This is a genomic window from Dyadobacter alkalitolerans DSM 23607, from assembly GCF_000428845.1.
In the GTDB taxonomy this organism is placed as follows: domain Bacteria; phylum Bacteroidota; class Bacteroidia; order Cytophagales; family Spirosomataceae; genus Dyadobacter; species Dyadobacter alkalitolerans.
In genome coordinates this window covers 84,192-108,014 of the sequence record NZ_KE386806.1, presented here as the reverse complement: position 1 = coordinate 108,014, position 23,823 = coordinate 84,192, and the positions used below count along the sequence as shown (strand labels likewise).

At 45.6% G+C, this 23,823-nt stretch carries 24 protein-coding genes; 14 read left to right on the top strand and 10 right to left on the bottom strand.

Annotated features, from left to right (window positions below; translation table 11 throughout):
- Position 1: 1 nt before the first annotated feature.
- On the bottom strand, positions 2-556 hold the full coding sequence (locus G395_RS0127615) for an NUDIX domain-containing protein (RefSeq protein ID WP_026632953.1): 555 nt from the start codon (positions 554-556) through the stop codon (positions 2-4).
- A 38-nt stretch (positions 557-594) separates the two neighbouring features.
- On the opposite strand from G395_RS0127615, the gene G395_RS0127610 reads away from it, so the two are divergent.
- Both G395_RS0127610 and G395_RS0127605 read left to right on the top strand, forming a co-directional pair.
- A complete protein-coding gene (locus G395_RS0127610) occupies positions 595-1,605 on the top strand; it encodes a cation diffusion facilitator family transporter (protein WP_026632952.1) in 1,011 nt (336 codons plus the stop codon).
- Between the two features lie 27 nt (positions 1,606-1,632).
- Entirely contained in the window at positions 1,633-2,556 is a 924-nt protein-coding gene (locus tag G395_RS0127605; protein ID WP_026632951.1) for a sugar phosphate isomerase/epimerase family protein, read from the top strand.
- Positions 2,557-2,720: 164 nt separating this feature from the next.
- On the opposite strand, the gene folE is transcribed toward G395_RS0127605, so the two are convergent.
- Both folE and G395_RS0127595 read right to left on the bottom strand, forming a co-directional pair.
- A complete protein-coding gene (folE, locus tag G395_RS0127600) occupies positions 2,721-3,410 on the bottom strand; it encodes a GTP cyclohydrolase I FolE (RefSeq protein WP_026632950.1) in 690 nt (229 codons plus the stop codon).
- Positions 3,370-3,786, bottom strand: coding sequence for a 6-pyruvoyl trahydropterin synthase family protein (locus G395_RS0127595; RefSeq protein ID WP_026632949.1), 417 nt, complete (start codon positions 3,784-3,786; stop codon positions 3,370-3,372). The genes folE and G395_RS0127595 overlap by 41 nt, the downstream gene beginning before the upstream one ends.
- A 302-nt stretch (positions 3,787-4,088) precedes the next feature.
- Here G395_RS0127595 and G395_RS0127590 point away from each other — a divergent pair, with 302 nt between their 5' ends.
- The 6 genes from G395_RS0127590 to G395_RS0127570 all read left to right on the top strand — a co-directional run bounded on the left by G395_RS0127590 (position 4,089) and on the right by G395_RS0127570 (position 10,445).
- Positions 4,089-5,441, top strand: a complete 1,353-nt coding sequence (locus G395_RS0127590; protein ID WP_051350473.1) for a Gfo/Idh/MocA family protein — start codon at positions 4,089-4,091, stop codon at positions 5,439-5,441.
- A 54-nt stretch (positions 5,442-5,495) separates the two neighbouring features.
- A complete protein-coding gene (locus G395_RS0127585; RefSeq protein ID WP_026632947.1) occupies positions 5,496-6,713 on the top strand; it encodes a sugar MFS transporter in 1,218 nt (405 codons plus the stop codon).
- Between the two features lie 3 nt (positions 6,714-6,716).
- The gene (locus G395_RS0127580; RefSeq protein WP_026632946.1) at positions 6,717-7,799 is read left to right on the top strand and encodes a GHMP family kinase ATP-binding protein; all 1,083 of its coding nucleotides are present in this window, start codon (positions 6,717-6,719) and stop codon (positions 7,797-7,799) included.
- A gap of 73 nt (positions 7,800-7,872) precedes the next feature.
- Entirely contained in the window at positions 7,873-9,882 is a 2,010-nt protein-coding gene (gene ispG / locus G395_RS0127575) for a (E)-4-hydroxy-3-methylbut-2-enyl-diphosphate synthase (protein WP_026632945.1), read from the top strand.
- Positions 9,883-9,915: 33 nt separating this feature from the next.
- Positions 9,916-10,095, top strand: coding sequence for a DUF6728 family protein (locus G395_RS31915; protein WP_084439924.1), 180 nt, complete (start codon positions 9,916-9,918; stop codon positions 10,093-10,095).
- Entirely contained in the window at positions 10,083-10,445 is a 363-nt protein-coding gene (locus G395_RS0127570) for an MmcQ/YjbR family DNA-binding protein (protein WP_310588945.1), read from the top strand. The genes G395_RS31915 and G395_RS0127570 overlap by 13 nt, the downstream gene beginning before the upstream one ends.
- A 172-nt stretch (positions 10,446-10,617) precedes the next feature.
- On the opposite strand, the gene gldC is transcribed toward G395_RS0127570, so the two are convergent.
- Together gldC and G395_RS0127560 are read right to left on the bottom strand one after the other, a co-directional pair.
- On the bottom strand, positions 10,618-10,959 hold the full coding sequence (gene gldC / locus G395_RS0127565; protein WP_026632943.1) for a gliding motility protein GldC: 342 nt from the start codon (positions 10,957-10,959) through the stop codon (positions 10,618-10,620).
- 59 nt (positions 10,960-11,018) lie between these two features.
- Positions 11,019-11,744, bottom strand: a complete 726-nt coding sequence (locus tag G395_RS0127560) for a DUF4197 domain-containing protein (RefSeq protein WP_026632942.1) — start codon at positions 11,742-11,744, stop codon at positions 11,019-11,021.
- Between the two features lie 106 nt (positions 11,745-11,850).
- On the opposite strand from G395_RS0127560, the gene G395_RS0127555 reads away from it, so the two are divergent.
- Genes G395_RS0127555 through G395_RS0127535 form a run of 5 tightly spaced genes read left to right on the top strand, consistent with a single transcriptional unit; the run spans position 11,851 to position 17,077 of the window.
- Positions 11,851-13,122, top strand: coding sequence for a competence/damage-inducible protein A (locus G395_RS0127555; RefSeq protein WP_026632941.1), 1,272 nt, complete (start codon positions 11,851-11,853; stop codon positions 13,120-13,122).
- 60 nt (positions 13,123-13,182) lie between these two features.
- Positions 13,183-14,490: a dihydrolipoamide acetyltransferase family protein gene (locus G395_RS0127550; RefSeq protein WP_026632940.1), complete on the top strand. Its 1,308-nt coding sequence runs from the start codon at positions 13,183-13,185 to the stop codon at positions 14,488-14,490.
- Positions 14,490-15,023, top strand: a complete 534-nt coding sequence (locus tag G395_RS0127545) for a 5' nucleotidase, NT5C type (RefSeq protein WP_026632939.1) — start codon at positions 14,490-14,492, stop codon at positions 15,021-15,023. The genes G395_RS0127550 and G395_RS0127545 overlap by 1 nt, the downstream gene beginning before the upstream one ends.
- Positions 15,020-15,697 (top strand): response regulator transcription factor, encoded by a 678-nt coding sequence (locus G395_RS0127540; protein ID WP_026632938.1) that lies wholly within the window; start codon positions 15,020-15,022, stop codon positions 15,695-15,697. Before G395_RS0127545 ends, G395_RS0127540 begins: the two co-directional genes overlap by 4 nt.
- Before the next feature lie 3 nt (positions 15,698-15,700).
- Positions 15,701-17,077, top strand: a complete 1,377-nt coding sequence (locus G395_RS0127535; protein WP_026632937.1) for a sensor histidine kinase — start codon at positions 15,701-15,703, stop codon at positions 17,075-17,077.
- Between the two features lie 175 nt (positions 17,078-17,252).
- Here the strand turns inward: G395_RS0127535 and G395_RS0127530 are convergent, their stop codons facing one another.
- The 3 genes from G395_RS0127530 to G395_RS0127520 form a co-directional block, all read right to left on the bottom strand.
- Positions 17,253-17,999 (bottom strand): acyl-CoA desaturase, encoded by a 747-nt coding sequence (locus G395_RS0127530; protein ID WP_026632936.1) that lies wholly within the window; start codon positions 17,997-17,999, stop codon positions 17,253-17,255.
- Positions 18,000-18,114: 115 nt separating this feature from the next.
- Entirely contained in the window at positions 18,115-18,792 is a 678-nt protein-coding gene (locus G395_RS0127525; protein ID WP_026632935.1) for a DUF4159 domain-containing protein, read from the bottom strand.
- Positions 18,793-18,806: 14 nt separating this feature from the next.
- Positions 18,807-19,517 (bottom strand): RsmE family RNA methyltransferase, encoded by a 711-nt coding sequence (locus G395_RS0127520; protein WP_026632934.1) that lies wholly within the window; start codon positions 19,515-19,517, stop codon positions 18,807-18,809.
- 395 nt (positions 19,518-19,912) lie between these two features.
- On the opposite strand from G395_RS0127520, the gene G395_RS0127510 reads away from it, so the two are divergent.
- On the top strand, positions 19,913-20,923 hold the full coding sequence (locus G395_RS0127510) for a glutamine synthetase beta-grasp domain-containing protein (RefSeq protein WP_026632933.1): 1,011 nt from the start codon (positions 19,913-19,915) through the stop codon (positions 20,921-20,923).
- 90 nt (positions 20,924-21,013) lie between these two features.
- Here G395_RS0127510 and G395_RS0127505 read toward each other — a convergent pair whose 3' ends face one another.
- Together G395_RS0127505 and G395_RS0127500 are read right to left on the bottom strand one after the other, a co-directional pair.
- A complete protein-coding gene (locus G395_RS0127505; protein ID WP_026632932.1) occupies positions 21,014-21,568 on the bottom strand; it encodes a hypothetical protein in 555 nt (184 codons plus the stop codon).
- 39 nt (positions 21,569-21,607) lie between these two features.
- On the bottom strand, positions 21,608-23,794 hold the full coding sequence (locus G395_RS0127500; RefSeq protein ID WP_026632931.1) for a glutamine synthetase III family protein: 2,187 nt from the start codon (positions 23,792-23,794) through the stop codon (positions 21,608-21,610).
- Positions 23,795-23,823 lie beyond the last annotated feature (29 nt).

The window sequence follows — 23,823 nt, the reverse complement described above, 5'->3', positions numbered from 1 at the left end:
ATCAGATTCCCTTCAGTCTGGCGGTCATTAAAATTGCGCATACAGACAGCGAATCAGTAATTTCGGAACGCATGCACATGTCAACCGCTTCCTGCAAAGATACTTTCCGCACTTGCAGATCTTCCGTATCCTCAGGCTCTGCTTCCTGTTGCGTCAGTTCTTCGGCGATGAACAGGAAACCTTCTTCATTGGTGGCGGAATTGGAAGTATGAATGCGCGCAAGCTTGGTCCATTTTTCAGCCAGTAAACCCGTTTCTTCTTTCAGCTCCCGCTTGGCTGCGTCCAGCGGATCTGCATTTAAAGCGCCGCCGCCTTCCGGAATTTCCCAGGAATATTCATCGATTGCATAGCGATATTGTCCTACCAGATAAATGTTGCCCTCGGCATCCAGCGGAATAACGCCAATGGCTTGATTCTTAAATTTTACCAGCCCATAAATGCCCTTATTTCCCGACGGGTTGATCACATCGCGATGGCTCAGTTCGAGCCACGCATTTTCGTAGACAGTTTCGGTTGAAAGTGTTTTCCAATTATTTTCTGTGGTTATAACCCGCATTTTCTTAGTATTTTTGGCCTCTGAATTTCAAATCGCAAATGCAAATAAACCAAAATAAGCTTAAACAACGTCTCATACTGCTGTCTTTTATAGCCAGCATCATCCTGACGGGTTTGAAATTCTTCGCTTATTATCTTACCTCTTCCAACGCCATCCTGAGCGACGCGCTGGAATCGATCATCAATGTTATAGCGAGTGGTTTTGCGTTTTACAGCATCTATCTTTCGGCGCAGCCCAAAGACAGGAACCATCCCTACGGCCACGGCAAAATAGAATTTTTCTCCGCTGGATTTGAGGGTGCGTTGATCATGATCGCTTCGCTTTTTATCATTATCGAAGCGGTGAACAGGATCCTGGACCCAGCTCCTATTCAAAACCTGCTTCAGGGTTCCGGGTTTATACTTTTTACCATCATTATAAACACTGCTATTGGTTATAAGCTTTTAACCGAAGGCAGGAAAATGAATTCGCTGGCACTTACCGCCGATGGACGCCATTTGATGACGGATAGCATCAGCAGTCTGGTCCTGATCGTGAGCGTTGGACTCATTATGCTCACGGGCTACGTCTGGATTGATAGCGCTGCTTCCCTCCTGTTCGGTTTATTTCTTGCTTATAACGGGTTCCTGCTTGTTAGCAAATCCGTAGCCGGGCTTATGGACGCTGTGGATGACGCGTTGCTGGAAAAAGTGGTGCAGACATTAAAGGATAACAAAAAAACAGAATGGATCGACGTGCACAACCTTCGTGTGCAGCAATACGGCTCTGATCTGCACATTGATTGCCATTTGACATTGCCATATTATTGGGAACTGCAAAAAGTGCATGAAACAATTCATAATTTTGAGAATATACTGAAAGAAAGTCATACGGGAGAAACCGAGATTTTCGTTCATGCAGACCCGTGCCTGTATCAATGCTGTTACTTTTGCCGGGTCGAAAACTGTCCCGTTCGCGCGCATGCATTTATCAAGGACATTGATTGGGACGCAGCGAGTCTGGTGAAAAATGAGAAGCTGTATAATGAAGCAAGAATTCACATTCCATAATAAATATAAATCTAAATTCTAACCAAAATGTACGTTTCTCGTCGCGATTTTCTTAAAAAAGCCGGTGCTACTGCCTTCGCAGCGACTGCTTTTTCCGACTTACTAATGGCAGATCCTGCCAAAAAACTCTGGTTTGATATTTCACTCGCAGAATGGTCTTTGCACAAAGCCCTTTTCAAGAAGGAACTGACTAACCTCGATTTCCCGGCATTGGCGAAAAAAGAGTTTGGCATTTCCATCGTGGAATATGTAAACCAGTTCTTCAAAGACAAAGCGGAAGACAAAACATATCTGAATGATTTGATCCAAAGACAAAAAGACAACGGCGTTACCGCACACCTGATCATGATCGACGGCGAAGGCGGCCTGGGAGAATTGGACGCTGCAGTTCGTAACAAGGCTGTTGAAAACCATTACCGCTGGGTAGAAGCTGCGAAATATCTGGGTTGCAAAACCATCCGCGTAAATGCATTCGGAAAAGGTAGCTTTGAAGAAATAGCAAAATCTGCTGTTGACGGGCTTGGTAAGTTAGGTGAGTTCGCTGCGAAAACAGGCATTAATGTAATCGTCGAAAACCACGGAGGCTCTTCTTCCAATGGTCAATGGTTATCAGGCGTAATGAAGCAGGTTAACCTCAAAAATGTAGGGACATTGCCAGACTTCGGTAACTTCTGCATCACCAGAAAAGACGGCGGCTGCGCAGAATCATACGACAGATATCAGGGAACGAAAGAACTAATGCCCTACGCAAAAGGCGTAAGCGCAAAAACATATGACTTTGACGAAAAAGGAAACTGTATCGAAACGGATTACACAAAAATCCTGAAAATCGTTAAAGACGCAGGTTTCAAAGGAATCGCTGGAATTGAATATGAAGGAAGCAAGCTTTCTGAGTATGATGGAATTAAAGCTACGAAGGCGTTGCTTGAGAGAGTTGGACCAACGGTTTAACACAAGGAGCGTTAAGCGTAAGGTTTGATTAGTTCTGTTACCTTGGGCGGACTGTCCCTGTCACCCTGAGCGGAGCCGAAGGGACGTGTAGGATGCTTGCTGGCATGCTGCACGTCCCTTCGGCTCCGCTCAGGGTGACAGGGCTGGTCTTTAAAGCTAACGAATCACATCCCCAAATAACTCAAAAACTCCTTTTTAGTACTCTCCTCCTGAAACTTCCCCCCATAAAACGCGGTAACAGTGGAGCTTCCCGAATCTCTTATTCCCCGCGACTGAACGCACATATGTTGTGCATCGATTACAACTGCCACATCTTCCGTTTCCAACGCTAATTTCAGTTCCGTAGCAATCTGCACGGTGAGGCGTTCCTGGACTTGCGGACGTTTTGCGAAATATTCTACGATGCGGTTCAGTTTGGACAGGCCGATTACTTTACCACTGGAAATGTACGCAACGTGCGCTTTTCCGTAAATGGGGACAAAATGGTGTTCGCAGTTGGAGAACACCGATATATCTTTTTCGACCAGCATCTGGTCGTATTTGTATTTGTTTTCAAAAAGCGTAACGGCTGGCTTATTCTTTGGATCAAGACCGCTGAAAACCTCTGTGATAAACATTTTGGCAACCCGTTTCGGTGTGCCTTTCAGGCTGTCATCGGTCAGGTCCAGGCCCATGATTTCCATAATGTGGCGGAAATGCTTTTCAATCAGCTCCATTTTCATGTCGTCCTCCATTGCAAAGGCATCTTTGCGCAAAGGCGTGTCGATCGAAGAAAATACATGATCGTTTCCAACTTCCTCAACCTCAACCATTTCAGTCGACGGGATATTCGACAAAGTTCCGTTCTGTTTCATATAATCTAACTTTCAGGTCAAGGCCTGAGTCAATTTTTGATCTTAATATGGTATAAATAACGATCGCGATATTTTCCGCGGAAGGGTTGAGTGATTTGAATTCTTCTACGTCGAGATTAAGGTTTTTATGATCAAAACGATCAAGCACAAATTCCTTTAAAACAGAACTCAGCACTTTCATATCCAGCACATAACCGGTTTCAGGGTCAACTTCCCCCGTCACCTGAACGATCAGCTCATAATTGTGCCCGTGAAAATTGGGATTATTGCACTTACCGAACACGTTCTCATTCTTTTCAGCCGACCATTCCGGATTATGAAGACGATGAGCCGCATTGAAATGTTCCTTCCGGAACACCGCCACCTTTTGAGCCATATGATGATTTACTTAAAATAAAATGCGCTTTAAATGTCGTTACAAAGTATGTGTCCAACACACTTAAAGCCTTCGAGCCTGGACGTAATGCTCTTTCTGGGGTCACTTGTGTTGGGTTAACGCTTTGCAATTCCAATTTGTTCATTTTTTAAAATAATCGTCACCACTTGCAAGAATTTCCATTTCATCTGAATTAATAAAAAAAATTAAAAAATACGGTTATTGAATGTAAATTGCGATCTTGGAAACCATTGTGCCGATGGCAGGCCAACCGCATCCTGAACCTTTAAATGGACAACGTCATGAATAGACGCGACTTTATTCAACAAGCCTTAATGGCCGGACCCGCCATCGGGATATTGCCGTCAATGTATTCCAACGAAGCGAAAGCAGCTGAGAAAGTGCGACTGGGGTTTATCGGTGTAGGTCTTCGCGGCCGCAGTCACCTGAAACAGGCACTTTTTCGTCCGGATGTGGAAGTGAATGCAATCTGCGACATTGATCCGGCCGCCATCAACGCTTCCCTGGCACAAATCAAGAAATCGGGAAGAAAAGCGCCGGCGGTTTATGGTAAGGGTGACGAGGACTTTCTGAATATGGTTAAGCGCGATGACCTGGATGGGATCCTGATCGCAACGCCCTGGCAATGGCATGTTCCTATGACGCTGTCTGCCATGAGAGCTGGAAAGTATGCAGCGGTTGAAGTTTCTGCCACGGTCACTTTACAGGAGTCGTGGGACCTGGTGGACACATTTGAAAAAACCGGATCGCATTGCATGATCCTCGAAAACGTGTGTTACCGCCGGGATGTCATGGCGATATTGAACATGGTCCGCAAGGGAATGTTTGGCGAAATGACCTATGCGCATTGCGGTTACCAGCACGATCTGCGGTCTGTTAAGCTGAATGATGGCAAAAGCAATGGCGGTGTTGGCGTTGAATTTGGTGAAAAAGGATTTTCGGAAGCCAAATGGCGCACCCAACATTCCGTCGACCGCAACGGCGACATTTATCCAACGCATGGCCTCGGCCCTGTGGCACATTGGATGGACATTAACCGCGGCAACAAATTCTCTTATCTGACTTCCACGGCTACCAAATCGAGAGGTTTACACAAATACATCGTTGATCATGGCGGTAAGGATCATCCTAATGCCAAAGTCAATTTCAAGCTCGGCGACATTGTTACGACCGTAATCCAATGCCATAATGGCGAGAACATTGTACTCGTTCATGACACAAACTCGCCACGCCCCTACTCGCTCGCTTTCCGTGCGCAGGGGACCAACGGCATCTGGATGAACGACGGACACAGCATATATATAGAAGGCGTTTCGCCAAAAGAACACACCGCCGAACCTGACAAGGCCTATCTCGACAAGAACGACCATCCGTTGTGGGCAAAATATGCGAAAGATGCAGAAAGCGCCGGCCACGGCGGCATCGATTATTTCGTATTAAGAGGCTTTATTGAATCCATCAAAAGAAAAACCGTACCGCCCATTGACGTGTACGATGCGGCCACATGGAGCGCCATCAGCCCATTATCCGAAATGTCCATTGCAAAAGGAAGCGCGCCCATTGAAATTCCGGATTTCACCCGGGGCAAATGGAAAACCAACAAGCGCATTTTCGGACTGAATGACGAGTATTAACAGCTATTTTTCATTTTTAACCTACATAACCCTTACCAATTAATTCAAACCTAAATGGACAACAAAAAAAGCTACCTTGGCCCTCTCTTTATGATTGGCGTTATATTCTTCGTGATGGGTTTCATCACCTGGGTAAACGGCACATTAATTACCTTTTTCAAAAAAGCATTTTCCCTTGATAACACCAGTTCCTACCTGGTAACATTCGCCTTTTTCATTTCCTACACGATCATGGCGATCCCGTGTTCTTATGTTGTAAAAAAGACGGGTTTCAAAAACGGAATGTCGCTGGCCCTGCTTGTGATGGCGGCGGGAACATTGATCTTCATTCCAGCTGCTGAAATGGCCTCCTATCCGGTGTTTTTGGTCGGACTTTTCACAATTGGGATCGGTCTGACGGTTTTGCAAACATCTTCCAATCCATATGCAACAATACTCGGGCCACGCGAAAGTGCTGCTCAGCGGATCAGTATCATGGGAATTGCCAACAAATCGGCGGGGATTCTGAGCCAGGTGATCATTGGTAAATTGCTCTTATCCGGTGCAAGCTCAACAGACCCCCAGGAAGAACTTGACAAAGTGGTTGTCCCTTATCTCGTTCTGACAGCCGTTTTGGTCGGTCTGGCGATTTTGATCCGCATGTCGAAAGGCTTGGTTGAAGTAAGTGAAGAAGAGGAAGCGCCGGTTGGATCAGCGCCGGTTGTAGAAAAAACGAGCGTTTTCCAGTTTCCTAACCTTGTGTTGGGCGTGATCGCACTGTTCTGTTATGTGGGTGTTGAAGTAATTGCCGGGGATACGATCATTAATTATGGTGTTTCGCTCGGTTTTGCAGAAGAAGAAGCGAGGCTTTTTGGAACATATACATTGGGTGGGATGATGTTTGGCTATGTTTTGGGCATTGTTTTGATTCCTAAATATGTATCTCAACAGGCATATCTCATGTTTTCGGCCGTTCTCGGAATGGTAGTAACCATTGCTGCGATCTTTACAACCGGCTTTGCATCAGTGCTTTGCATTGCAATTTTAGGTTTTGCCAATGCGGTGATCTGGCCTGCATTATGGCCTTTGGCATTGAGCGGACTGGGTAAGTTTACCAAAATAGCGTCTGCATTACTGGTAATGGGGATTTCCGGGGGCGCGGTGATGCCATTGGTTTACGGCGGCATTGCAGATTCAATCAAAAGCACGCAGCAGGCTTACTGGATCATGGTTCCGTTGTATATTTTTATCCTTTATTTCGGTCTGGTAGGCCATAAAAAGAAAAGCTGGTAGTTCATGAAGATTTCGACGCCGGGCCGTATATGTTTATTTGGTGAACATCAGGATTATCTTGGATTGCCTGTCATTGCAGCGGCCATTTCCCGCCGGATCAGCATCGACGGGCATTACCGTAATGATGACAGAATCATCCTGCATTTGCCCGATCTTGGGCTAAAAGAGGAGTTTTCTCTAAACGATACATTTCCATACGTGGTGCAGCGGGATTATTTCCGCAGCACCATTAATGTTTTAAAACGAAAGGGTTTGACCTTTTCCAAAGGTTTTGAATGTGTCATTCACGGCAACATTCCGATCAATTCCGGAACGTCGAGCTCATCAGCATTGATTGTTTCCTGGGCACATTTTCTGGATAAAATGAGCGATAAGCCGGTTGGTTTTTCTCAAAAAGAATTGGGAGAAGTCGCCAATGCAGCCGAAGTGCTCGAATTTGGCGAACCCGGCGGCATGATGGATCATTATTCTACGGCCATCGGCAATGTGATTTACCTGGAATCAACACCCATCATTCATGTTGAAGCACTTACGCCGACATTGGGAACATTCGTTTTGGGTGATTCTTTGGAGCCGAAAGACACATTAGGCATTCTTGCGCGTTGCCGTTACGGAATGGAAGACGTGATCAAAAAAGTCACGCAATTTGAACCCGAGTTCTCCATTTTCACCACGCCTTTTGAAAAAGCTGCTGACTACAAATCAAAGCTGACCGACGACGAGCTGAGCCTTTTAAAGGCCAATCTCGAAGATCGCGACATTCTTCTTGAAGGTAAAGTGCTGTTAACACAAAGCATCCATAGCCCTGTTAATGAGGAGTTTGACAAACATTTTGGCGGACTTTTATATAAACATTACAAAAACCTCCGCGACCATAAAAGGACGTCAACGCCCAAGATAGAACGCATGATGAATGCAGCTTTATCGGCGGGTGCATTGGGCGGCAAGATCAATGGCTCGGGCGGTGGCGGCTGCATGTTTGTATATGCGCCCACGCAAGCCGAGGAGGTGGCCGAAGCCATTGAAAAACAAGGCGGAAAAAGTTACATCATCACAGTTGATTCAGGAACGCGGATCGAAAACTGAGGCATTAAAATGCACGATTGTAATTCCGATTGTGTTTTTGTTTTAAGACCTTTGCCAATATCATAACAACTCCATGGCAGTAGTTACAGCTTCTGAAAAAACGACAAATCTTTACTGTCCTTCCCTGACAGCATATAAAAGACGCGAAACCATCACCATTAATATCGGCGACCTGCCTATGGGTTCCGACTATCCCATTCGCGTGCAGTCGATGACCACGGTTGACACGATGGATACGCAAGGTTCCATTGATGAGGTGCTTAGAATGGTGGATTCGGGCTGTGAATATGTGCGCATTACGGCGCCCAGTGTAAAAGAAGCACAAAATCTTGAAAACATCCGAAATGGCCTGCGCAAGCTTGGTATCAATGTTCCGCTCATCGCCGACATACATTTCACACCCAATGCAGCCGAACTGGCAGCGAGGATAGTTGAAAAAGTAAGGATCAACCCTGGAAATTACGCCGATCGCAAGCGTTTTGAAGTCATTGACTACACCGATGCTTCCTATGCCGCGGAATTAGAACGGATCCGTGAAAAATTCATCCCATTGGTGCGCATATGCAAGGAATATGGCACAGCGATGCGCATTGGCACAAATCACGGCTCGCTTTCAGACCGGATCCTGAGCCGTTATGGCGACACACCGCTGGGTATGGTGGAATCGGCGCTGGAATTTCTACGGATCTGTGAAGAATTCAATTATTTCAACATTGCGCTTTCAATGAAATCCAGCAACACGCAAGTGATGGTGGAAGCATATCGGTTGCTTGTGCAACGTTTGGATGAAGAGGGCTTAAAGCCTTATCCGTTGCACCTTGGCGTGACAGAAGCAGGTGAAGCGGAAGATGGCCGGATCAAGTCGGCTGTTGGAATTGGCACATTACTGGAAGATGGCTTGGGCGATACAGTCCGTGTTTCATTAACGGAAGCACCTGAAAAAGAAGCGCCTGTGGCCCGTGCGTTAATCCAGCGTTATGCTGACAGAACACCGCACGATTTCATCGAGCCGGTTGAATCTTGCCCTATCAATCCATTTCAATACACAAGAAGGGATACAAAAGAGGTTTATAATTTCGGTCATTTGAACGTGCCGCGTGTGATTGCGGATTATTCCAATATCGAAGTTACCCAGCTCGAAAACCTGAAAAGCATCGGACATTTCTTTTTGCCCGTGCCGGATAAATGGGCTATGAACGATCAGGGAGCCGATTTTATATATTCCGGGAAAAACCCTGTGCCGTTCATGCTGCCAAACGGTTTGCGTGAGATCCTGGATTTTGAGCAATGGCAGCAACATGAAAATGCTGCAAACAAATTTCCGCTTTTCGAGGCGGAACAATGGCTTGAAACCGATAAGGCACTCGTTTCAACACAGTTGAATTTTATCAAAGGCACCATACATTCCCTGAATAATGCGCTTCTGAAAAGTGTCAGAGAGGCAACCAACATTGTCCTGCTGATACACACCGACAACGCGCATGCAATGCCGGAACTGCGGCGGTTTTTCTATAAACTGGTTGAAAAAGGCATCAAAATTCCGGTTGTTATCCAGCGTGAGTACGCCACCGATTTGGGCGATGAACTGACATTATATTCAGCTACGGACGTTGGTGGATTGCTGGTTGATGGTTTTGGAGATGGCGTGTTGTTACAGCCAACATTCCCGACGCATATCAATCATACAGATAAGCTGAAAGCTGCCGCTTCATTCAACAGCATAGCATTCGGCATTTTACAAGCCGCGAGAACCAGAATGTCGAAAACGGAATACATTTCCTGCCCATCCTGCGGACGAACGCTTTTTGACTTACAGGAAACAACAGCCATGATCCGCAAGCACACCGAACATTTGAAAGGCGTGAAAATCGGCATTATGGGCTGCATCGTGAACGGACCAGGTGAAATGGCCGATGCGGATTATGGATACGTGGGTATGGGAAAAGATAAAATTGCTTTGTATCGTGGTCAGGAAGTGATCAAAAGATCAGTAACCGCGGCGAAAGCAGTAGAAGAATTGATCGGGTTAATTCGTGAAGACGGTCGCTGGATCGAGCCGGACGAGCGTGAAATATTGGTTTAGCAGGGTTGGTAAAGACAGAAAAAGAAAAAATTTATGAAAAGATACTTTCAATTAGGCGACGTGTTTGGTTACTTCTTTCGCGTCTTCAAAAAAAGGGATCCGAATGCCCCCGATTCCTTTAATCTCCGCATGATGCATGGCATTAACCGCATCTCCATCGTCATGTTTTTGATTTGCGTTATCATTATGATCGTTAGAGCATTAACAAGATAAACCTGGAATCGCTGAGAGACTTTTGCCTGCAACTGCCAGGCGTAACAGAAGAACTGCCCTTCGGTCCTGATACACTCGTATTCAAGGTAAAAGGCAAAGTGTTCCTCCTCACCCCCCTGGACTCAGCGTCCCACCAGTTTAACGCAAAATGCGATCCCGAAAAAGCAGAAGAGCTAAGAGAAAAATATCCGGACGTTAAGCCCGGATATCATATGAATAAGAAGCACTGGAACACGGTTTACGTCACCGGTAACATTCCTAGTGAGACGTTGTTTGGCTGGGTGAAGGACTCTTATGATTTGATTGTGAAGAGTTTGCCGAAGAAGGATCAGGTTGAGCTGGTCTTATGACTTGCAGGCTGCCATAGTGCTAGCCCTTCGGCTCCGCTCAGGGTGACAGGGCAGGAGGATTGTCAGTCTGAGCGGAGCCGAAGACACGACCGCAACGCAACCTGCTCGTAGCGCACCCTGTCAGTCTGAGCGGACCGGGCCGCCGGGCGGCAGAAGACACGACGACAGCGCCCTACTTCGCGGCCTTCATCTCCTCATCCAGCTTCTTGCTCAGCGTCTCACAAACCCCTTCAATCGCATCTGCCATCACATTGTCATTGGTAGCTGTCAACAGCGTATCCGCGATGCCGCTCATGAGTTCGATGTAGAAGCGTTTCATTTCGAAAACTTCCATATCCTTGGTCCAAAGGTCGATTTTTAATGTGCCTCTGTGGTAATGGTCCCAAACGGCGATGGCGATGGCGCGGGTGTCGTTGATGCCTTCATTGGGGTTGTCAGTAGCATTCCAAAAAATCTTTTCCGGTATGTTCTTGTCGTCAAGTTCGACACTAAAATGTATTTCTGATTTTTTCATATGAGGTGTTAATATTTAGACAAAAGTAACCAATTGAGGAAATTTATAGTTCTGAAAGATTACTTTGCTGCCTGCTTGAACACCTTTTTCAAAAGATCGGTAACCCGTGCTTTCGGGTCTTCGCGGATTTTTTTCTCTTCCTGGGCGATCAAAATGAATAACCCGTCAATGGTCTTTTGCGTAGCATAACCTTTTAAATCCGGGTTCACTTTCTTCACCAAGGGAATTTTGTTATAAGTGTCGACGATTTCCTTATAATAGTCCGTCGCCTTGTTCAGATTGAGCGTAGAGTCTACAACAGGGAAGAATGTCTTATACAAATCTTCATTCGTCGTCTTCTTCAAATATTGCGTTGCCGCATCATCCTGGCCTTTTAATATGCCTAGTGCATCAGGGACGGTCATGGACGTAATGGCCTTTACAAAAATAGGTTTTGATTTCTTTGCGGCATCTTCTGCTGCGCGGTTGAGTGACAATGTAAATTTATCCACCTGATCTCCCAGTCCCATCTTCCTCAATGTCTCTGCGACTTTCTGCGCTTCCGGCGGGACGGCAATTTTGATCAGTTCATTTTTGAAAAAACCATCCACTTTGGAAGCTTCCGCAGAACCATGACTAATCCCGACATTCAGCGCCTCTTTCAAACCCGATACGATTTCATTTTCACCAAGTCCATCCGATTTCCCGCTCACCTTATCCAGCACTTTTCCTAAGTTGAACTGGGCCTGTGAATTAGTCGCTGCCAGGAGTGAAAATATTAATATTGCTAAGATTTTGTGATTCATTACGATTGTGTTTGTTAAATTCTGACTACGGTCTAAACGTACTCAATAACGATTAATTTTACTTATTTTTGGGAAAATAACGGTCTCAATCAACCAATTTCAAACTATGGCTCCCATAATCCGGGCTGAAATATTAACGATCGGTGATGAAATCCTTTTTGGACAAATTACGGATACGAATACGCAATGGATTGGCTCTCAACTGACTGATATAGGCATTCGGCCGGTTAGAAAGACTTCGGTTGGAGATAACAAAGCCGACATCCTGGATGCCTTTTCGGCGGCCAGCCAGCGGGTGAACGTTATTATTGTGACGGGAGGCCTCGGCCCTACCCGCGATGACATTACGAAGCATACATTTTGCGAATATTTTGGGACTGAACTTGAAATCAACCAGGAGGCACTGGAACTGATCACGGCGTTTTTTGCAAAACGCGGACGCGCCATGACCGAGCTGAACATCCAGCAGGCTGCACTTCCCAAAAATTGTACCTACATTCCAAATCTTTGGGGAACCGCGCCGGGAATGTGGTTTGAAAAAGACGATGTAATTTATGTTTCGCTGCCCGGCGTGCCGTACGAAATGAAGAGCCTGATGGAGTTTGAGATCCTCCCCAGGCTGAAATCAAGATTCGTTTCAAACATTATTCAACATAAATCGGTGCGGACGATCGGCATAGGAGAATCTTTTCTGGCCGAAACGATCGCACCTTGGGAGGATGCCCTTCCTGAGCATATAAAGCTTGCATATCTACCTCATTTCGGGCAAGTTAAGCTGCGTCTTACGGGCACTGGAACAGATCAACCCCAGCTGGATGCCGACCTGGCAGAGCAGGTTGCATTACTGATGCCGTATATTGAAGAATGGGTTTTTGGATTTGATACAGATGAACTGGAAACAGTGATCGGATCGTTACTTAAGCAGCACAATGCGACAGTAGGGACGGCGGAAAGCTGCACGGGCGGTTTCGTTGCCAACCAAATCACGAGTGTTCCCGGCGCTTCGCAATATTTTCAGGGCTCGGTGGTGAGTTACAGCAATGAAGTCAAAATGAATTTGCTGGGCGTTTCACCTCAGACATTGAAGGCATTCGGGGCGGTAAGTGAGCAGACGGCGCGTGAAATGGCCGAGGGTGCCCGCAAAGTGCTGAACACCACATTCGCGATTTCCACGACAGGCATTGCCGGACCGGATGGAGGCACGGCCGAGAAGCCGCTTGGAACTGTCTGGATCGCCTGCGCAACACCGGAGGAAACATTCACCCAATTACTTACCTTGCGCAACAACCGGAAGATCAACATTGAGCTTACCGCTTCCTATGCACTGAATTTGTTGCGCAAAACCATTTTGAAAACAAATCTTGCCATCAAAGGCTAAGGAGAACAATAATATACATTCGGCAACAAAATAAGCTGCCGCGAATGAAAGATACCAGTTATGAAAATAGTTGAAATGGTAATGCCTCCAATGGGCGAAAGTATTATGGAATGCACTGTCCTTCATTTACTTGCAAAAGCAGGTGATAAGGTTTCGGTGGACGATTCGATATTGGAGGTTGCCACGGACAAAGTTGATACGGAGGTCCCCTGCCCTTTTTCCGGCGTGCTTACGGAATGGCTTGTTGCTGAAAACGACGTTGTGCCCATAGGAAGCCCGGTTGCAAAGATTGAAGTGGAGAATGATGTGGATGAAAGCGATCAGCAGCCAGTGGATAAACCTGTCCATGAGCCGGTTAGCGCGGCATCAGAGGTGGAAGCAACGGCGGCTGTATTGGAAAAGGAATATGAGGAAGTGCTTACCAAAACGGCACAGTCTGCACTGGAATACGCCAAAAATAGCCCGGAAAACAATGCATTCTATTCCCCTCTTGTTCTGAGCATTGCGCGTGAAGAGCACATCACGGAAACGGAGCTGGCCACCATTCCGGGAACGGGCATGGAAAACCGGGTCACTAAAAACGATATTATTTCCTTTCTGGATAACCGTAAAAAGTCTCCTGCAACGGCAATGCCAGTTGCGACATCACTGAACGGCAGCAACGAGATCATTGAAATGGACCGGATGCGGAAGATGATCTCGCAGCGGATGGTTGAGTCGAAGCGAATTTCGGCGCATGTTACTTCCTTTATCGAGACCGACATGACGCCGGTGGTTCAGTGGCGGGAGCATACAAAGGCTGAGTATAGAAGGAAAACGGGCGACAGCATCACGTTTACGCCTATTTTGATTGAAGCTGTGGTAAAAGCGATCAAAGATTATCCGATGATCAATATTTCAGTGGATGGCGACCGGATCATTAAAAAGAAGGAGATTAACATTGGCATGGCCGTAGCTCTGCCGGACGGAAACCTCATTGTTCCGGTTATCCATCGCGCAGACCAGTATGATCTGCCTGGGTTGGCAAGAAAAGTAAATGATCTCGCCAAGAGAGCGCGGGAAAACAAGTTGAAGGCCGACGATCTGGCTGGCGGGACTTACACGATTTCCAACATTGGCGCATTTGCCAATCTGATGGGCACGCCGATTATCGTGCAGCCCCAGGTCGCGATCATGGCTTTTGGCGCAATAAAAAAGAAACCGGCCGTGATTGAAACGCCGCAAGGCGATTTGCTCGGCATTCGCAGCCTGATGTTTATCTCACATTCGTATGACCACCGCGTTGTGGACGGCTCCCTGGGCGGACTCTTCCTGAAACGCGTGCACGATTATCTTGAAAATTTCGATACGCACAGAACTATAATGTAATGCTCAGACTCACCTTGGACATGGATGATGTGATGGCGAACACGCACAAAAAACTCGCCAACATTGTTCATAATGATTTTTCAACGGTATATAATGAAGAACAGCTGAGAAAAAGCGCTTTTAGAGATATTTTACACCCCAAGCAACTTGCAAAGCTGCACAAGATCATTGATACGCCTGGCTTTTTTGCCGACATTGAAGTGATGAACGGGGCGGTTGAAACAGTCTACAAGCTGTCTAAGTTTTATGAAATATTTGTGGCAACGGCCTGCATGGAATTTCCAACGTCGTTCAACGATAAATTTGCATGGCTAAAAAAACATTTCCCGTTCATTCCGTGGACTAATGTTGTGTTTTGCGGTTACAAAAGCATTATCCAGTCCGATTACCTGATTGACGATCACGTGCGAAACCTGAATGCGTTCAAAGGCACAGGCATCCTCTTTACAGCGCCGCATAATGTTAAAGAAACCTCATATAAGCGTGTTTCCAATTGGAAGGATGTTTCTGAATTATTCCTACCCATCGCATGAAGCTACTACTTATTGAAGACGAACCGAAAACGCTGCAATCCATTAAACAAGGGCTGGAAGAAAACGGATATGAAGTGGACATTGCCTATGACGGCCTGATCGGCAGGCAGCTGGCAAAAAACAATACTTATCAACTCATTATCAGCGACATTATCATTCCCGGGATCAACGGCATTGAGCTTTGCCGGGAGATCAGGACCTGGGGTGATGAAACGCCGATCTTAATGTTAACCGCGTTGGGCACGACAGATGATAAAGTCACGGGTCTGGATGCCGGCGCGGACGATTACCTGGTTAAGCCATTTGAATTCAAGGAACTTTTGGCACGGGTAAGGGCACTAACCAAACGCGGCACAACCGTTTCTCATACCGCGCAGCTTTTGAAGTTTGCAGATCTGGAAATATCGTTGGACGCAAAAACGGTTCATAGGTCAGGAAATAAGATCAATCTCACGGCAAGGGAATTCAACCTGCTCGTTTACCTGATCCGAAACCAGGGCCGGGTCATTTCCAAAGTGGAGATTGCGGAGCAGGTTTGGGATATCGGCTTTGATACGGGCACCAATGTCATTGAAGTTTATGTAAATTATCTTCGAAAAAAAATCGATAAGGATTATCCTGTCAAGCTGATCCACACCCAGTTTGGTATGGGCTATGTGCTTAAAGTAGAGTAAATTATGCAGATCCGCACCAGACTTACAGTTCAGTTTTCCCTGCTGGTGAGCGGAATCCTTCTGATCACTTTTCTGGCTATCTACTTTTTTTCCTATTACAATGTTAATGAGGACTTTTACGATCGGTTAAGGTCCAAAGCCAAGTCGCAAGCCGAACTTTTGCTGAAAGTCCCGCAAGTGAATACTGAGGTTTTGAAAGCATTGGATGAAACCAATCGAGATTTGATCTACGACGAAAACACATTCATTTTCGACGAAAAGAACCGCCTCATTTACAGCAACCCAACCAGCCCTCAGTCCAAATCCATTCACGTATCCAACTTCTGGCTGGACGAGATCCGGAAGGCCGGACAGATCCGCTACACTGATGGCGATTATAAAGTTGTAGGGTTGTATTACAAATATCCCTTCAATCGCGCCGTGGTTTTGTTAGGCGCAAAAGATTTGTACGGACAAGCCAATCTGTCCAATTTAAGCACCCTACTCACGGTTTTGTTTTTTATCGTGACCATTATCGTGGCACTCGTTGGCTGGATTTTCTCGAAACGTGCATTAAGGCCAATTTCCAAGGTGATGAATGCCGTTGAAAGGATTTTGCCCCAAAAACTGGACACCAGACTGGACGTTCCGAACCAAAAAGATGAAATAGGGCGCTTAACGACAACATTTAACAATCTTCTTGACCGGATTGAAACCGCATTCCAAATGCAAAAGATATTCGTGGCTAATGTTTCGCACGAGCTTAAAAATCCATTGACCAAGATCCGTTCGCAGCTGGAAGTCAGTATGCTAAAAGAACGAAATACAGCTGATTACCAGCTTACTATTCAGTCAGTTTTGGAAGACATTCAGGAGCTGGCGCAACTATCGAATACATTGTTAGAACTAGCGAAAGTGAGCGAGGATCAAAAAGATCTGCTCACAGAAATCATTCGCGTTGATGATCTTTTACTGGATTGCCGACTGGGCCTCGCACAAGCAAACCCTTCCTACAACATTCAGCTCAATTTCGACGAGTTGCCCGAAGACGACACCTGGCTTGAACTGACTGGAAACTCTACATTATTGAAAACCGCGTTCCTGAATCTGATGGACAATGCGTGCAAGTTTTCCGAGAACAATACAGTAAATGTGAATTTGAAAACGTCTGCGAGGCGATTGACGTTGAGCTTTTCAGATAATGGTAAGGGAATTCCGAAAGAAGATCAGAGTCTGGTTTTCCAACCATTTTACCGCAGTGACAATACGGCAAACATTAAGGGATATGGAATCGGGCTGTCACTGGTGGAGCGGATTGTGAAGCTGCATTCGGGCAATGTCAACATTTTCTCCAATCAACCGAAGGGCACAACATTCGTTGTAACATTTTCGAAGCTCTAAGCAAATTCTAACTTTTTATTAACGCCCTTTTAAGTATTGTATGATTTATTTGTATTGTCTTAATAAGACATGCCGATAAAACGGCAGTTCAAAAGGATTTCATTTTTTGTGGTGTTAATAAGCAAACTTGGCAGGTGTATCTCACACCTGCCAAAGTTTTTTATAACGTAGTGCATTACCCCTTCTTCCTAATCTCAATGATCTTCAACTTATTCAGCATCTTGATCACCGGGTACGTTGGGTCTACTTCATACCATCTTGATCCGAAATTGATTGAATTGGGTCTCTTGTGGTGATTATTCTGAAACAGCTCGCCCATCATTAAGAAATCGAAGATGAGAGAATTCTTTGATTTGTCCTCATTATCGAAGTTCTGGTAACCGTATTTGTGACCGCTCCAGTTTACAATTGCGCCGTGGATTGGGCCCATTAGGAAGTGGATCGGCAAAAGGAAGAAAAACGCCCAGTGCATATCCAGATAAATGTAGGCAAGGATGTAAAATGCGGTATACAACAACGCCCAGCCAGAACGTGAAAGCCACGAATCTCCCAACTTTTCAATAAAGCGCCATTCCGGATAATTTCTTTCGAATTGTGATTCAATTGCTCGCTTGCGGCTTAGCACTGCATTATAAATATTCTTCGTTTCCCACATCATCGTAAACACGTTTTTAGTATGGTGCGGCGAGTGCGGATCTTTTTCCGTGTCGCTGAAAGCATGGTGCATCCGGTGAAGAATCGCGTAAGCTCTTGGACTTAAATAGGAAGACCCCTGGGAAAGATAAGTCAGTAAATAGAAGAACCGCTCCCATGGCTTGCTCATAATGAACATTTTATGAGCAGAGTAACGGTGTAGGAAAAAGGTTTGACAAAAAAGGGATAAATACCAATGTACAACAAAAACGATAAGGACTATATACATGGAACGAGATGAAATGATATTATTTTAAACTTTGTACAAAAGTAAGGCTAAGCACTTACAAAACCGAAATTCAGAAAACTAATTTGGAATTATTTTATATTGCCTACGCCTGTATTTAGAGAATCATGAAAGCATAACTTAGCAGGTTCGCACCCATTTGCAGCGCCTTTCTTCGCATTTCCTCGGGATCATTGTAAACACTCTGATCTTCCCAGCCATTGCCCAGATCTGTTTCGTAACTGTAATAGCAAACCAATCGTCCTTGCCAGATAAGCCCGTAACCTTGCGGCTGCTTGCCATCGTGCTCATGAACTTTGGGCAGTCCTTCCGGAAACAGATATTTGATCCGGTAAACCTGGTGGTCAAAAGGCAGCTCGACAAATGAAAGCTCAGGAAAAACCTTTTTCATTTCCCGTCTCACAAACTGATCGAGGCCATAGTTGTCATCGATGTGCAGAAACCCGCCCGAGAGCAGATAATTGCGCAGGTTTTGAGCCTCCGCATCGTTGAAAACAACATTGCCGTGGCCCGTCATATGCACAAACGGATAAGTGAAAATGTCCGCGCTACCCACTTCCACCACGTCTTCTGTGGGGTTAATGTTCATTTTCAGCTCCGTATTGCAGAATTTGATCAGATTGGGAAGAGAGGTTTTGTTGGCATACCAATCGCCACCGCCGCCGTATTTAAGTTTTGCAATCTTTAACGATGATTGCGCCAATGTTACTGTGCCTATCAGAACTAATGTGACCAGCCCTAAAAATTTCCCAAAACGCACTAATGATCGGTTCATATACATTGATGCTTTTATAATATGTTCTGTGCCAGGTTAATGGCATGGCAGCCTGCTACGGCCGCTGTTTCTGTTCTTAAACGGGTCGGGCCGAGGGAAACCGTTGAAAATCCGTAATCAAATGCCAGCGAAACTTCCTTTTCACTGAAATCTCCTTCAGGACCTATCAATAAAGTGGTTCCCTGGTCTTTTTTTACTTTACTAAAAACGTGCTCAACCTTATTATGATCTGGCACATAGGCAATTAATTTTACAGAATCCTTTACATCCCTCACAAACGCTTCATATTTATTGCCCACCGTGATGATCGGCAGATAATGTTGCTGTGATTGTTTCATCGCAGCGGCAGCGATCCGGTTCAGCCTGGTGAGGTTTACGACGCGGTTGATCGTGTCTGTATTCGTATGTTCGGTGATTACAAAATCAATGCGCTCCACGCCTATCTCGGTCATCTTCTCCACCATCCACTCATTGCGCTCGGCCTTGCGCGTGGGCGCGATCACCATATTTACGGCAAAGGGTCGTCTTTCGATCTGCTGTGATTCCAAAACTTCGTAACCCGCCTTTCTGCCCTGAACATTCAACACGCATTTCTGCAATGTGCCTTTGCCATTGGTAACATATATAATGTCGCCGGAGCCGAGCCTCAGCACTTTGGAACTGTGCCTGGCCTCTTCTTCATCCAATTCAAAAATTTTCGAGTCGGGCTGGTAAAATAGATGCATTTGGAAAGTAAATAGGAATTAAAATAAGAGAACCGTCGACATTATCAAAGCGACGCTCAAATTTACGTGTATGAAGCACATAACCACCATGGCAGCCTTATATTATTCCGGGAATGCCAAAAAAGATGATTTTTGCATTTTGGCAACATTTTGACATGAAGCACGTCCGATTGAAACGCGGATTTAGTGTTTTTGCAAAAATATTCTCCGGAAGCATTCATTTACAATTTCACCACTTTTATGAGAATAGTACATCTTTTACTGACAATACTACCACAAACCCAATAATATTCTGTGTATGGTTAATTTTTCTTAGTTTTTATTTTTTGGAAATACATTTTTGCATTAATATTGTGCCGTTATAATAATTCGTCACCACTTTATCTAGTACTATTATGTCAAAATCCAAGCTGGAATATATTTGGTTGGATGGCTACAAGCCGACCCAAAGTTTACGTAGCAAAACCAAAATTGAAAGCGATTTCAGTGGAAAATTGGAAGATTGCAGCAACTGGTCATTTGATGGTTCATCTACTGAACAGGCGCTTGGCGGTTCTTCTGACTGTTTGTTAAAACCCGTTTACATTTGCCCGGATCCATTGCGCAGAGATGCTTATCTGGTTATGTGCGAAGTGCTTAACGCAGATGGAACTGCTCACGTATCCAATGGTCGTGCGACAATTGAGGATGATGACAACGATTTCTGGTTCGGTTTCGAGCAAGAATATTTCCTTTGGGATGTTGATACAAACAAACCATTGGGCTTTCCGGCAAATGGTTACCCTGCACCACAAGGACCATATTATTGCTCAGTAGGCGCGCAGAATGCATTTGGCCGTGAGATCATTGAGGAGCACCTTGACGCATGTCTTGATGCAGGCCTTAATGTTGAAGGTATCAATGCAGAGGTTGCAGCAGGACAGTGGGAATTCCAGATCTTCGCAAAAGGCGCGAAAGAAGCTGGTGACCAGATCTGGCTTGGCCGTTACTTGCTTGAAAGAATCGGTGAAAAATATGGTGTTGCTATCAACTGGCATTGCAAGCCTCTGGGCGAGCTTGACTGGAACGGAAGCGGAATGCACGCTAACTTCTCGAATTCTGCTTTGAGAACAGCTGGCAGCAAAGAAGTTTTCGATAAGGTTTGCGAATCTTTCCGTCCTGTTGTTAAAGAACACATTGAAGTTTACGGTGCAGATAACCACCTGCGTTTGACTGGAAAGCACGAAACTGCTTCTATCCACGATTTCAGCTACGGTGTATCTGACCGCGGTGCATCGATCCGTATCCCGGTTCTAGTTCCTCAAAAAGGATGGAGCGGATATTTGGAAGATCGTCGTCCAAACTCAGCTGCTGATCCTTACAAAGTAGCAGCGCGTATTATCAAGACTGTTAAATCTGCGCTATAATATTTGCAGAACGGAATATAATGTTAAATGAAAAAACCGCTTTAAAAGCGGTTTTTTCATTTAGAGCTATTTCTAAGTTCGCTTCAAACCTCAATCCTGCTCTTCGCTTCCGGAGAAGGAATAAAGCGTCGGATCTAGCTGGATGCGGCCGGCGTTGAAGCGGAGGATGAAATCGTTGATGGTTTTATCATTGATTTCTGTTTTGTTCAATCCCACTTCCAGCCCGATTCCATAGTCAAACGTCTCGTCCGTTTCAATGTGCTCGCGAACCGTGATCTCTTCATTTTCTTCGATCTCTTCGATGAATTCGGTCAGCATTAATTCTGCCTCCTCGTCTTGCTCATCGTCACAAACGTAATCGTCCGGGCGCTCGTCGAGGGAAACGTAATTCGGCATCACTTTTTTCAGCCTTTCCAAAGCAGCATCGTAAACCAATGTCGAATGGTGCAATCTCAATGTATAGATCAGCGCGTCGTAGATGACTTCTTTTTCTTTATACATGCCTACAAACTGAACGTGCGCATGTTCGTTGTTGTCTTCTTCATCATCTTCCAGCTCGTCCTCAACGTGTATAAAGCTTGATCGCTTCGCCTTACATTCTTGTTTCAGCACTTCAATTTCTTCTGGATCAAATCCCGGATTCATAGTCTCGATAGTTTATTGAATAAAGCGTTTGCTTTAAAATTATTCCAAAAATAACATTTCACGGTATTTTGCCAAAGGCCAGTCTTCATCATCGATTAATAATTCCAATTTGTCCACGTGATATCTGATCTCTTCAAAGAAACCTTTCACTTCCGAACCATACATTTTCGCCCTTTCAAAAAGGTCGTCAATGTTGTTGGCTGTCTTGCGCTGATCCGTCATTTCCTGCACAAGCTTTTTGATGACGACAATGTGCGTTGAAATGTCCTTGATGATTTCCTTGATAGGCGCAGCCTCTTCCAGCATTTCCAGATCTGTCAGCGATCGGGCCGTTTGCGCGAGTTTGAACTGATATTTTACAACCGTGGAAACGATGTGGTTTAATGCAAGATCGCCGATTACACGGGATTCGATCTGCAATTTTTTGACATAATTTTCCAATTCGATTTCATAGCGTGCATGCAATTCACGCGAGGTAAGCACGCCCATTCTTTCAAATGCAGCAATAGTGCGTTCGGTTTTATATGCATGCAAGGCCTCGTAAGTTTCACGGATATTGGTAAGCCCCCTGTTTTTGGCCTCTTCCACCCATTCCTCAGAATAACCGTTTCCTTCGAAAAGAATGTTTTTGGATTCTGTAAAATAGCGTTTCAGGATCTCTACCGTTGCTACTTTCTTTTCCTCTCCTGCCGCAAGGCGTTCATCCATTTCTTTTTTGAATTCCAGCAACTGGTTTGCTACTATGGTGTTCAAAACGATCATTGGCGACGCGCTGTTTTGCGAGCTTCCTACTGCGCGGTATTCAAATTTATTTCCTGTAAAACAGAATGGCGAAGTGCGGTTACGGTCCGTGTTATCGCGCTGCAAATTAGGAATGCGGGTTATGCCCAATTTGTAATAAAAATTTTCCCCTTTTTCCAGCGTGATCTCGCCTTTATTCACCAGTTCTTCGAGCATATTCGTCAGTTCATTTCCTAAGAAAACAGACACAATCGATGGCGGCGCTTCATTCGCCCCCAACCGATGCTCGTTACCGGCAGAAGAAATAGAAGCACGGAGCAGGTCTGCGTGATCGTGAACAGCTTTCACCACATTCATCAGGAAAGTCAGGAAGCGGAGGTTTTCTTTTGGCTTGGAAGTTGGTGCGAGCAAATTGATGCCTGTGTCCGTAGACAGCGACCAGTTGTTATGCTTACCGCTTCCGTTGATACCTGCAAAAGGTTTTTCGTGAAAAAGCACCTGGAAATTATGCTTGTCGCCCACTTTCTGCATTAAATCCATCAATAATGCATTGTGGTCAATGGCCAGGTTTACTTCTTCAAATGTCGGTGCACATTCGAACTGGCCGGGTGCGACCTCATTGTGGCGCGTCCGCACGGGAATGCCCAGTTTCAATGCTTCAAATTCAAAATCCACCATAAATGCATTCACCCTTGGCGATATAGAACCAAAGTAATGGTCGTCCAGCTGCTGGCCGCGCGCGGGGCTGTGTCCAAAAACGGTTCTACCTGCCATTAGCAGGTCGGGACGGGCATAGTATAGTGCTTTATCAACCAAAAAATATTCCTGCTCAATGCCCAATGTTGGCGTTACTTTATCCACGTCGCGGTTGAAAAACTGGCAAACCGAAGTGGCCGCTTTATCCAGCATTACCAGCGATTTCAGCAATGGTGCCTTATAATCCAGCGCCTCTCCTGTGTACGAAATGAAAACAGACGGGATACATAATGTCTTACCTCCCGCCCCATTATCCATCAAAAACGCCGGAGAGCTTGGGTCCCAGCCCGTGTAACCACGTGCCTCGAATGTTGCACGCAAGCCGCCGCTCGGGAAGGACGATGCGTCCGGTTCCTGCTGCACCAATGCGCTGCCTTTGAATTTTTCGACGGCTTTTCCGTCTATCGTCAGGTCGAAAAATGAATCGTGCTTTTCTGCCGTGGTTCCGGTAAGGGGCTGGAACCAGTGCGTATAATGCGTCGCTCCTTTGGAAACTGCCCATGATTTCATTGCCGCCGAGACCTCGTCTGCAACCTCCCGGTCAATCGTCGAGCCGGAGCGTATTGCATTAGAAATCTTGGTGTACGCCTCAGCGGAGAGCAGTGTTTTCATTACATCATCGCTGAATGTGTTACTACCATACAAGTCGGTAATTTTTTCTGATGGAGGGGAAAGTGAGGGGGCAACCCGGCCTTGGGCAATTTCAAACGCTTTGGAACGAAAAGTCATTTTATTTCTTGATTTATATTAATTCTGCC

Excerpts from the sequence above, each read along its gene's own strand:
- G395_RS0127615 (WP_026632953.1), bottom strand. The coding sequence starts at position 556 with ATGCGGGTTATAACCACAGAAAATAATTGGAAAACACTTTCAACCGAA.
- G395_RS0127610 (WP_026632952.1), top strand. The coding sequence starts at position 595 with ATGCAAATAAACCAAAATAAGCTTAAACAACGTCTCATACTGCTGTCT.
- G395_RS0127605 (WP_026632951.1), top strand. The coding sequence starts at position 1,633 with ATGTACGTTTCTCGTCGCGATTTTCTTAAAAAAGCCGGTGCTACTGCC.
- folE (WP_026632950.1), bottom strand. The coding sequence starts at position 3,410 with ATGAAACAGAACGGAACTTTGTCGAATATCCCGTCGACTGAAATGGTT.
- G395_RS0127595 (WP_026632949.1), bottom strand. The coding sequence starts at position 3,786 with ATGGCTCAAAAGGTGGCGGTGTTCCGGAAGGAACATTTCAATGCGGCT.
- G395_RS0127590 (WP_051350473.1), top strand. The coding sequence starts at position 4,089 with ATGAATAGACGCGACTTTATTCAACAAGCCTTAATGGCCGGACCCGCC.
- G395_RS0127585 (WP_026632947.1), top strand. The coding sequence starts at position 5,496 with ATGGACAACAAAAAAAGCTACCTTGGCCCTCTCTTTATGATTGGCGTT.
- G395_RS0127580 (WP_026632946.1), top strand. The coding sequence starts at position 6,717 with ATGAAGATTTCGACGCCGGGCCGTATATGTTTATTTGGTGAACATCAG.
- ispG (WP_026632945.1), top strand. The coding sequence starts at position 7,873 with ATGGCAGTAGTTACAGCTTCTGAAAAAACGACAAATCTTTACTGTCCT.
- G395_RS31915 (WP_084439924.1), top strand. The coding sequence starts at position 9,916 with ATGAAAAGATACTTTCAATTAGGCGACGTGTTTGGTTACTTCTTTCGC.
- gldC (WP_026632943.1), bottom strand. The coding sequence starts at position 10,959 with ATGAAAAAATCAGAAATACATTTTAGTGTCGAACTTGACGACAAGAAC.
- G395_RS0127560 (WP_026632942.1), bottom strand. The coding sequence starts at position 11,744 with ATGAATCACAAAATCTTAGCAATATTAATATTTTCACTCCTGGCAGCG.
- G395_RS0127555 (WP_026632941.1), top strand. The coding sequence starts at position 11,851 with ATGGCTCCCATAATCCGGGCTGAAATATTAACGATCGGTGATGAAATC.
- G395_RS0127550 (WP_026632940.1), top strand. The coding sequence starts at position 13,183 with ATGAAAATAGTTGAAATGGTAATGCCTCCAATGGGCGAAAGTATTATG.
- G395_RS0127545 (WP_026632939.1), top strand. The coding sequence starts at position 14,490 with ATGCTCAGACTCACCTTGGACATGGATGATGTGATGGCGAACACGCAC.
- G395_RS0127540 (WP_026632938.1), top strand. The coding sequence starts at position 15,020 with ATGAAGCTACTACTTATTGAAGACGAACCGAAAACGCTGCAATCCATT.
- G395_RS0127535 (WP_026632937.1), top strand. The coding sequence starts at position 15,701 with ATGCAGATCCGCACCAGACTTACAGTTCAGTTTTCCCTGCTGGTGAGC.
- G395_RS0127530 (WP_026632936.1), bottom strand. The coding sequence starts at position 17,999 with ATGTATATAGTCCTTATCGTTTTTGTTGTACATTGGTATTTATCCCTT.
- G395_RS0127525 (WP_026632935.1), bottom strand. The coding sequence starts at position 18,792 with ATGAACCGATCATTAGTGCGTTTTGGGAAATTTTTAGGGCTGGTCACA.
- G395_RS0127520 (WP_026632934.1), bottom strand. The coding sequence starts at position 19,517 with ATGCATCTATTTTACCAGCCCGACTCGAAAATTTTTGAATTGGATGAA.
- G395_RS0127510 (WP_026632933.1), top strand. The coding sequence starts at position 19,913 with ATGTCAAAATCCAAGCTGGAATATATTTGGTTGGATGGCTACAAGCCG.
- G395_RS0127505 (WP_026632932.1), bottom strand. The coding sequence starts at position 21,568 with ATGAATCCGGGATTTGATCCAGAAGAAATTGAAGTGCTGAAACAAGAA.
- G395_RS0127500 (WP_026632931.1), bottom strand. The coding sequence starts at position 23,794 with ATGACTTTTCGTTCCAAAGCGTTTGAAATTGCCCAAGGCCGGGTTGCC.